Origin of the sequence: Achromobacter sp. LC458 (assembly GCF_001005835.2) — a bacterium.
Taxonomy (GTDB): Bacteria; Pseudomonadota; Gammaproteobacteria; order Burkholderiales; family Burkholderiaceae_B; genus Achromobacter; species Achromobacter spanius_B.
Genome location: NZ_LBHW02000045.1, coordinates 36,630 through 42,629 on the forward strand (window position 1 = coordinate 36,630; position 6,000 = coordinate 42,629).

The 6,000-nt window shown below is 68.7% G+C and carries 4 protein-coding genes; 3 read left to right on the forward strand and 1 reads right to left on the reverse strand.

The window, feature by feature from the left end; all coding sequences use genetic code 11:
• Positions 1 to 48: 48 nt before the first annotated feature.
• From YH64_RS25920 to YH64_RS25930, 3 genes are all read left to right on the forward strand, one after another.
• Positions 49 to 1,776 carry an alpha/beta-hydrolase family protein gene (locus tag YH64_RS25920; RefSeq protein ID WP_046807084.1) on the forward strand — a complete coding sequence of 576 codons (1,728 nt, stop codon included), beginning with the start codon at positions 49 to 51 and terminating at the stop codon, positions 1,774 to 1,776.
• Positions 1,777 to 1,781: 5 nt separating this feature from the next.
• A complete protein-coding gene (locus YH64_RS25925) occupies positions 1,782 to 2,492 on the forward strand; it encodes a hypothetical protein (protein WP_046807083.1) in 711 nt (236 codons plus the stop codon).
• A 191-nt stretch (positions 2,493 to 2,683) separates the two neighbouring features.
• Positions 2,684 to 4,837 carry a PIG-L family deacetylase gene (locus tag YH64_RS25930; RefSeq protein WP_120156853.1) on the forward strand — a complete coding sequence of 718 codons (2,154 nt, stop codon included), beginning with the start codon at positions 2,684 to 2,686 and terminating at the stop codon, positions 4,835 to 4,837.
• Here the strand turns inward: YH64_RS25930 and YH64_RS25935 are convergent.
• Positions 4,827 to 6,000, reverse strand: a 1,174-nt coding sequence (locus YH64_RS25935; protein WP_255444751.1) for an FUSC family protein, incomplete at its 5' end; no start/stop codon positions are given. The two genes, YH64_RS25930 and YH64_RS25935, sit on opposite strands and share 11 nt — an antisense overlap.

The following is a 6,000-nucleotide window of genomic DNA, read 5'->3' on the forward strand; positions in this document are numbered from 1 at the left end:
TAATAAGGGCCGCCCCCTCTAAGGGGCCGCCCCCACGGAGACCCCACCATGCCGCAAGGCCCGCACCGCCGCCTACAGGCTTTTTTCCAGTCGCATCTGGAATCGCTGTCGGGCGTGGGTCTGCTGCTGGGCACGCTGTTCTTCGCCGCGTCGCTGACGCCCACGCTGGTGCCGCGCACCTACCTGACCCAGGGCGTGCTGGGCGGCACCTGCCTGGCCGCCGGCTACGGGCTGGGCGTGTTGTGGCATTGGCTGTGGGCTTACCTGGAACTGCCCGAGCCCCGTGGGCGCGCGGCGCGCATCGTCAACGGCACGATCACGCTGGTGTGCGCGGCGGTGCTGCTGGCCTTTCTGTGGCGCGCGGCCGACTGGCAGAACACGATCCGCGCGCTGATGGAAATGCCGCCCGTGCCCAGCGCGCATCCCTTCAAGGTCAGCCTTACCGCGTTGGCCACCTTCGCCGTGCTGTTGGCGCTGGGCCGCTTGTTCAAGCTGGTGACGCGGTGGGTGGCCGCGCGGGTGCGCCGCGTCGTGCCCCGCCGTGTGGCCAACGTGACGGGCGCCGCAATCGCCATCCTGATCTTCTGGTCGCTGGCCAACAACGTGTTCTTTCGGGCGGCGCTGCATGTGCTGGACGCCTCGTTCCGCGAATACGATGCGCTGCTTGAACCCGAGCGCCCGCGTCCCACCGCCCCCGGCAAAACGGGCAGCCCCGATTCCCTGATCGCCTGGCAACAACTCGGCCGCGCCGGCCGCGAATTCATTGCATCCGGCGCCAGCGCGCAGGACATCCGCGCGCAAACCGGGCATGACGCGCTGGAACCGATCCGCGTCTACGTCGGCTTGCCCGGCGCCGACACGCCGGCCGCCCGCGCCAAGCTGGCGCTGGCCGAGATGAAGCGCGTGGGCGCGTTTGAACGGTCGGCGCTGGTGGTGGTGACGCCCACCGGCACGGGGTGGATCGACCCGGCCGCGATGGACGCGCTGGAATACCTGCTGCATGGCGACGTGGCCAGCGTGGCATTGCAGTATTCCTACCTGTCCAGCCCACTATCCTTGCTGGCCCAGCCCGAGTACGGATCAGAGGCGGCGCGCGCGCTGTTCGCCGAGGTCTACGGCTACTGGACCACGCTGCCGAAAGACAAGCGGCCCAAGCTCTATCTGCACGGCTTAAGCCTGGGCGCGCTGAATTCCGCGCGGTCGGCCGAACTGTTCGAGATGATCGGCGACCCGATCCAGGGCGCCCTCTGGAGCGGTCCACCGTTTGAAAGCCGGGTGTGGCGCGCCATTACCGACGCGCGCAACCCGGGCTCTCCCGCGTGGTTGCCGCAACTGCGCGGCGGCGCTTTCGTGCGCTTCATGAACCAGCACGGTTCGCCCGTGCCCGCCGATGCGCCATGGGGCCCGATGCGCATTGTGTTCTTGCAGTACGCCAGCGACGCCATCACGTTTTTCGACTTTCGCGACCTGTACCGCCGCCCCGCATGGATGGAGCCCCCCTACGGCCCCGACGTATCGCCGCAGCTGCGCTGGGTGCCGGTGGTGACGATGTTGCAGCTGGCGCTGGATATGTCGGTCAGCACCGAGACGCCCATCGGTTACGGCCACGTCTACGCACCGCAGCACTACGTGGATGCGTGGCTGGCGGTGACGGGCGTGCCGGGCTGGACGCCGGACGCGCTGGCGCGGCTGAAGCAGCACCTGATGGAACGCGCGCGCGCCGCCACGGTGGATGGCGAGGCCACGCAGGCCGCGTACGAGCATCGCGGGGGCTGAACGATATGACCGATCTGCTGACCGCCTTTTATTTCAGCGGCGACGCCATCCGCAGCCGCAGCGTCAGCCCGACGGTGCTGCGCGCCACCCTGGACATTCCCGCCCCCGCCCCACACGTCGTCGCCGACTGGCAACGCGAAATCACCACACGCCTGATGCTGGAGCCCGGCGATGTCGAACCCCTGCCGCTGGCCCGCGCGCAACGCCGCTGGCCCGACTACAAGCGCTGCGTGCAGGCCATGCACGCCTGGACGCGCGACGCAGGCCTGGACAACGTGCTGGCCGACAGCGACATGGCGCTGATGGCCTGCCGCGGCGCCCGCTACCACCATGACGGCGGGCAATATGCCGGCGCGGCCTTTTGCAACCTTTTCGTAAGCGAAGACAAGGGGCTGGACGTGCATTTCCCGCATTCCGGCCAGCGCATCCCCCTGACACGCGGCACCGCCATCGTCTTCGACACCTGCCAACCACATGCCGTTGTGCCGCGCGACGGCCATCGCTTTGACGCCCGGGACTTTCCCGCCGATGCCGACCTGTCGCAGTGGTTCCTTACCTGGGAATTGCCCGTTGAAGCGCCCTGCATAGCAAGCGCGCTGGGCATCGCGTTCGACGTCGCCCCGCAGGCGGCAACGGGCCTGGACGACGAGCAGGTGTGGGTGAACGGCGCGCCTGCCCGACTGGATCCTGAATGGGGACAGTGGCAGCGTAATTAGGTGACGGTTCTCCACCCAGCCCGGCGGTAAATTGCAGTCTGACACCCTATCCAACACTCTGTACGGCCAGAGGCATGGACGCCTGCACGCGCGCCGGTATACTTTTCCGAGCTGTTTTTGCAGCCCGAGTTTTTGCAGTCTTTCTTCCAACCTAAGCTTCTTGCCGCGCGGCCCCTTGGCCGCGCCCTTCTATGCCCGCCTTGATGGACATGCTGCGCCCGCTACGCCGGGCGCTTTGCTGCACGGCCGCCGCTTTGGCCGCCACCCTCACTTGCCTTCCCGCATTGGCCGCTCCGCCCACGCTGGCAGAGTGTCACGGCATCAAGGACCTGGCGTTCGTCGCGCATCTGGACGACGACCTGCTGTTCATGAACCCGGACATTGCCTCCAACGTTGAAGCGGGCGGCTGCGTGCGCGTGGTCTACCTGACCGCCAGCGACGCGGGCGAAGGCGATACCTACATGCTGGGCCGCGAGCGCGGCGTGCGCGCCGCCTACGCCTACATGGCGCACAAACCGGACGTCTGGAAAGCCGATACCGGCATCGCGGCAAGCCGCCAGATCGCGCGCTTTACCTTGCAGGACAATCCGCGCGTGCAGCTGTGGCACATGCGCCTGAAGGACCCGTGGCTGGGCAAGGGCTGGGGCAGCCTGACCCCGCTTAGCCGCACGGAATCCGAACCGGGCCAAAGCGTCGACACGCTGGGCCCCTACCCCGAGACGTACACGCGCGAACAGCTGATTGACACGTTGGCTGAACTCATCCGCCAATACGGCCCGACCACCGTGCGCCACCTGGACGACACCATCACCGTGCCGTACACGCAGCTGTGCTGGCGCTGCGCCGGCCATGGCCACCCCGACCACATCGCCAGCGCGCGGCTGGCGCGCGAAGCCATGTTGCGCGTGCCCGGCAACTACGCCGAAACCGGCTACATCGACTACCCCAGCCAGGAACGCGCCACCAACCTGACCGAATCCGAAATCGCCAGCAAGTCGGTGATCTTCCAGCACTACGCCTGGAACGACTACCACTACTGCGCCGGCCCCAGCGGCTGCAAGGAACCGGCCGGCCCCGCCGCCGCCTGGGTGCAGCGCGCCTATTACGTATCGCGCCAGGACATCGCGCCACAGTTGTATCCGGACGGGCGCGGTGGCCTGGTGGTCTTTGCGGCGGGCGAAACCAACGCCGCCGTCAACCGCTGGGATTCGGGCCAGCGCCGCTGGCAAAGCCTGGGCGGCCGCACCACCGGCCCGTTGGTATCGTTTACGCATGCCGACGGCACGGCCGGCCTGATGGCGCGCGATCCGCTGGGCGGCGTGTGGGCCAACAAGCAACGCCACGACGGCACGTGGCAAGGCTGGCAAGCGCTGGGCGGCCTGCGCGTGACGCAGATTCCCGCCGTGGCGCCGCGTGGCGAAGCCGCTGCCGTGGCCCTGGGCTATGACGGCCTGCTGCACTGGATTGCACCGTCGGGCATCGACGGCAGCTGGAGCCCCTGGCAAGACCTGCCCGCGCTGGACGGCGCCACCGGCGCGCCAGCCGCCGCGCGCGGGGCCGATGGCCGCTACGTGATCTTCGCCAATACTTCCGAAGGCAAACTTTTCTACACCCGCCAGCTGCCCGCCGACAAAGGCAAGCGCCCCGAATGGCAGGCATGGCGCCACGTGCCCGCGCCCGTGGCGGCCGGTGGCCTGGCCGCAATCCGCAACCACGAAGACCGCGTCGAGCTGTATTTCCGCCAGCGCGGCAACAACCACCTGACCAAGCTGATCGAAGCCGGCGACACCACCGACATGGATATGGACTGGAGCGCGCCCGCCGACCTGGGCGTGCCCTTCATCGGCCGCCCGGCCCTGCATGCCGATGCCAAGGGCAACGTCATCCTGGCGCTGCTGGAACGTTCCGGCGGGCCGCTGTGGCTGGTGGAACACGGCAAGCCCACGCGCCTGGACGCCGACGCCGCCTCGCCGCCCGCGCTCAATGTCATCGACGGCGCCGTGTACATCGTGGCCCGCAGCGCCGGCGGCCCACAACGCTATCAGGTGCTGTCGCGCCGCGACGGCGTGTGGGCGGACCGGCTGACGCTGGACGGGGTGCCGGGCAATGGCGGTGGCCCCTTTGCCACCATGGCCACCGCGCGTCCGGCCGACCTGCCCAACCTGGGCACGCCCGCCGCGACCAACACGGTGGTGGTGCGCCCGTCGCCCAGCGATCCCGCCGCGCTGACGGTGGAACGCATGCCGACGCAGGCCTCGCGCACCGCCACGCCCACGTCCCCCACGACCACCACGGCGGCCAGCGGCGCGCCCGCCGCGCCGCCCGCCAAGACCGTCACGCAGTAGGCCCGTCGGGGCCTCCTGCGTTTTGGCGTCCTGCGTTGTGGCCACCCGCGTCATGGCCTCCCGCGTCATGGCCTCCTGCGTCATGGCCTCCTGCCTCAGAACGTCCTTCCTGCAGATAGCCGGCCAGGTCCTCCACTTCCCGGGCCACTTCCTGCCAGATCCACCGGATGACGCCGATCGCCTGCTTCTCGTCGGCGTCGCAATCTGGCCAATGCAACGCCTCTTCGATGGCTGCATCCAGCGCCGACAAGGCCGACGCGGGGACGTGGCACGGTTGCGTGTAGGCTTTCTCGCGCAGCGCTTCCGTCAGGCAGCCGATCTGTTCTTTGAGCGCGGCGGCCACGTCGTGCAGCGCCGGCCCCAGGGCGTGGCAAGTTCGTTCGGACAACACGAAGCTTCCCGCCCGCTCCATGATCGGGGCGGTGCGCCACAAGCCTTCAATGCGTTCATTCAATTGATAGACGGACAGTTGTGAACCGAGCTTGTCCAGCGGAAACGCGCCGGCCTGGGTCACCATGTCGCGCGCGCGCCAACGCGCCCGTTCCATGATGGGCCGGTCATGCAGGCGTGGGCGTTGCCGCGCTTCATTGAACGCCGCCGCCCAATCGACCAGCATGTCGCCATAGGCGTCAATGGACGCGGCCAGATTCCAGCGCGCGCTGTACCGTGCCGACAAGGGCAACACGGCCAGCGCGGCCAGAATGCCCGAGGCCGAGCCCACCGCAATGGCCAGCGTCTTGTCCAGCGCGCCGCCCAGGATGTCGCCGTCGGGCGTGACGGTCAGGATCGTGACGGTGACCAGGCTGTAGCTCAGCATGGGCCAGCGCATCGACAGATACGCCGCGCAAGCGACCCCCACCACGATGGCCCACACCGGGCTGGCGCCCGCCGCGTCCGCCGCCAGCACCATCGAAACCCCCAGCACCACGCCGATCAGGGCGCCCAGCACGCGGGCCGACGCTTCGCCCACCGTGCCCTCCACGCTGGCGCGCACGACGAACAGTGCGGAAAATGCGCCCCATGAAATCTCGGGCATCTGGCGCCATCGCATCCAGACAAACGCAAGCAGCACGGCGGCCACCGTTTGCACAGGCAGGCGGAAGGCGTCCTCCGCCATCCGAGCCCGGCAAAAAGCCGTGGTGTTGCGCAGCCGCAAGGCCAGG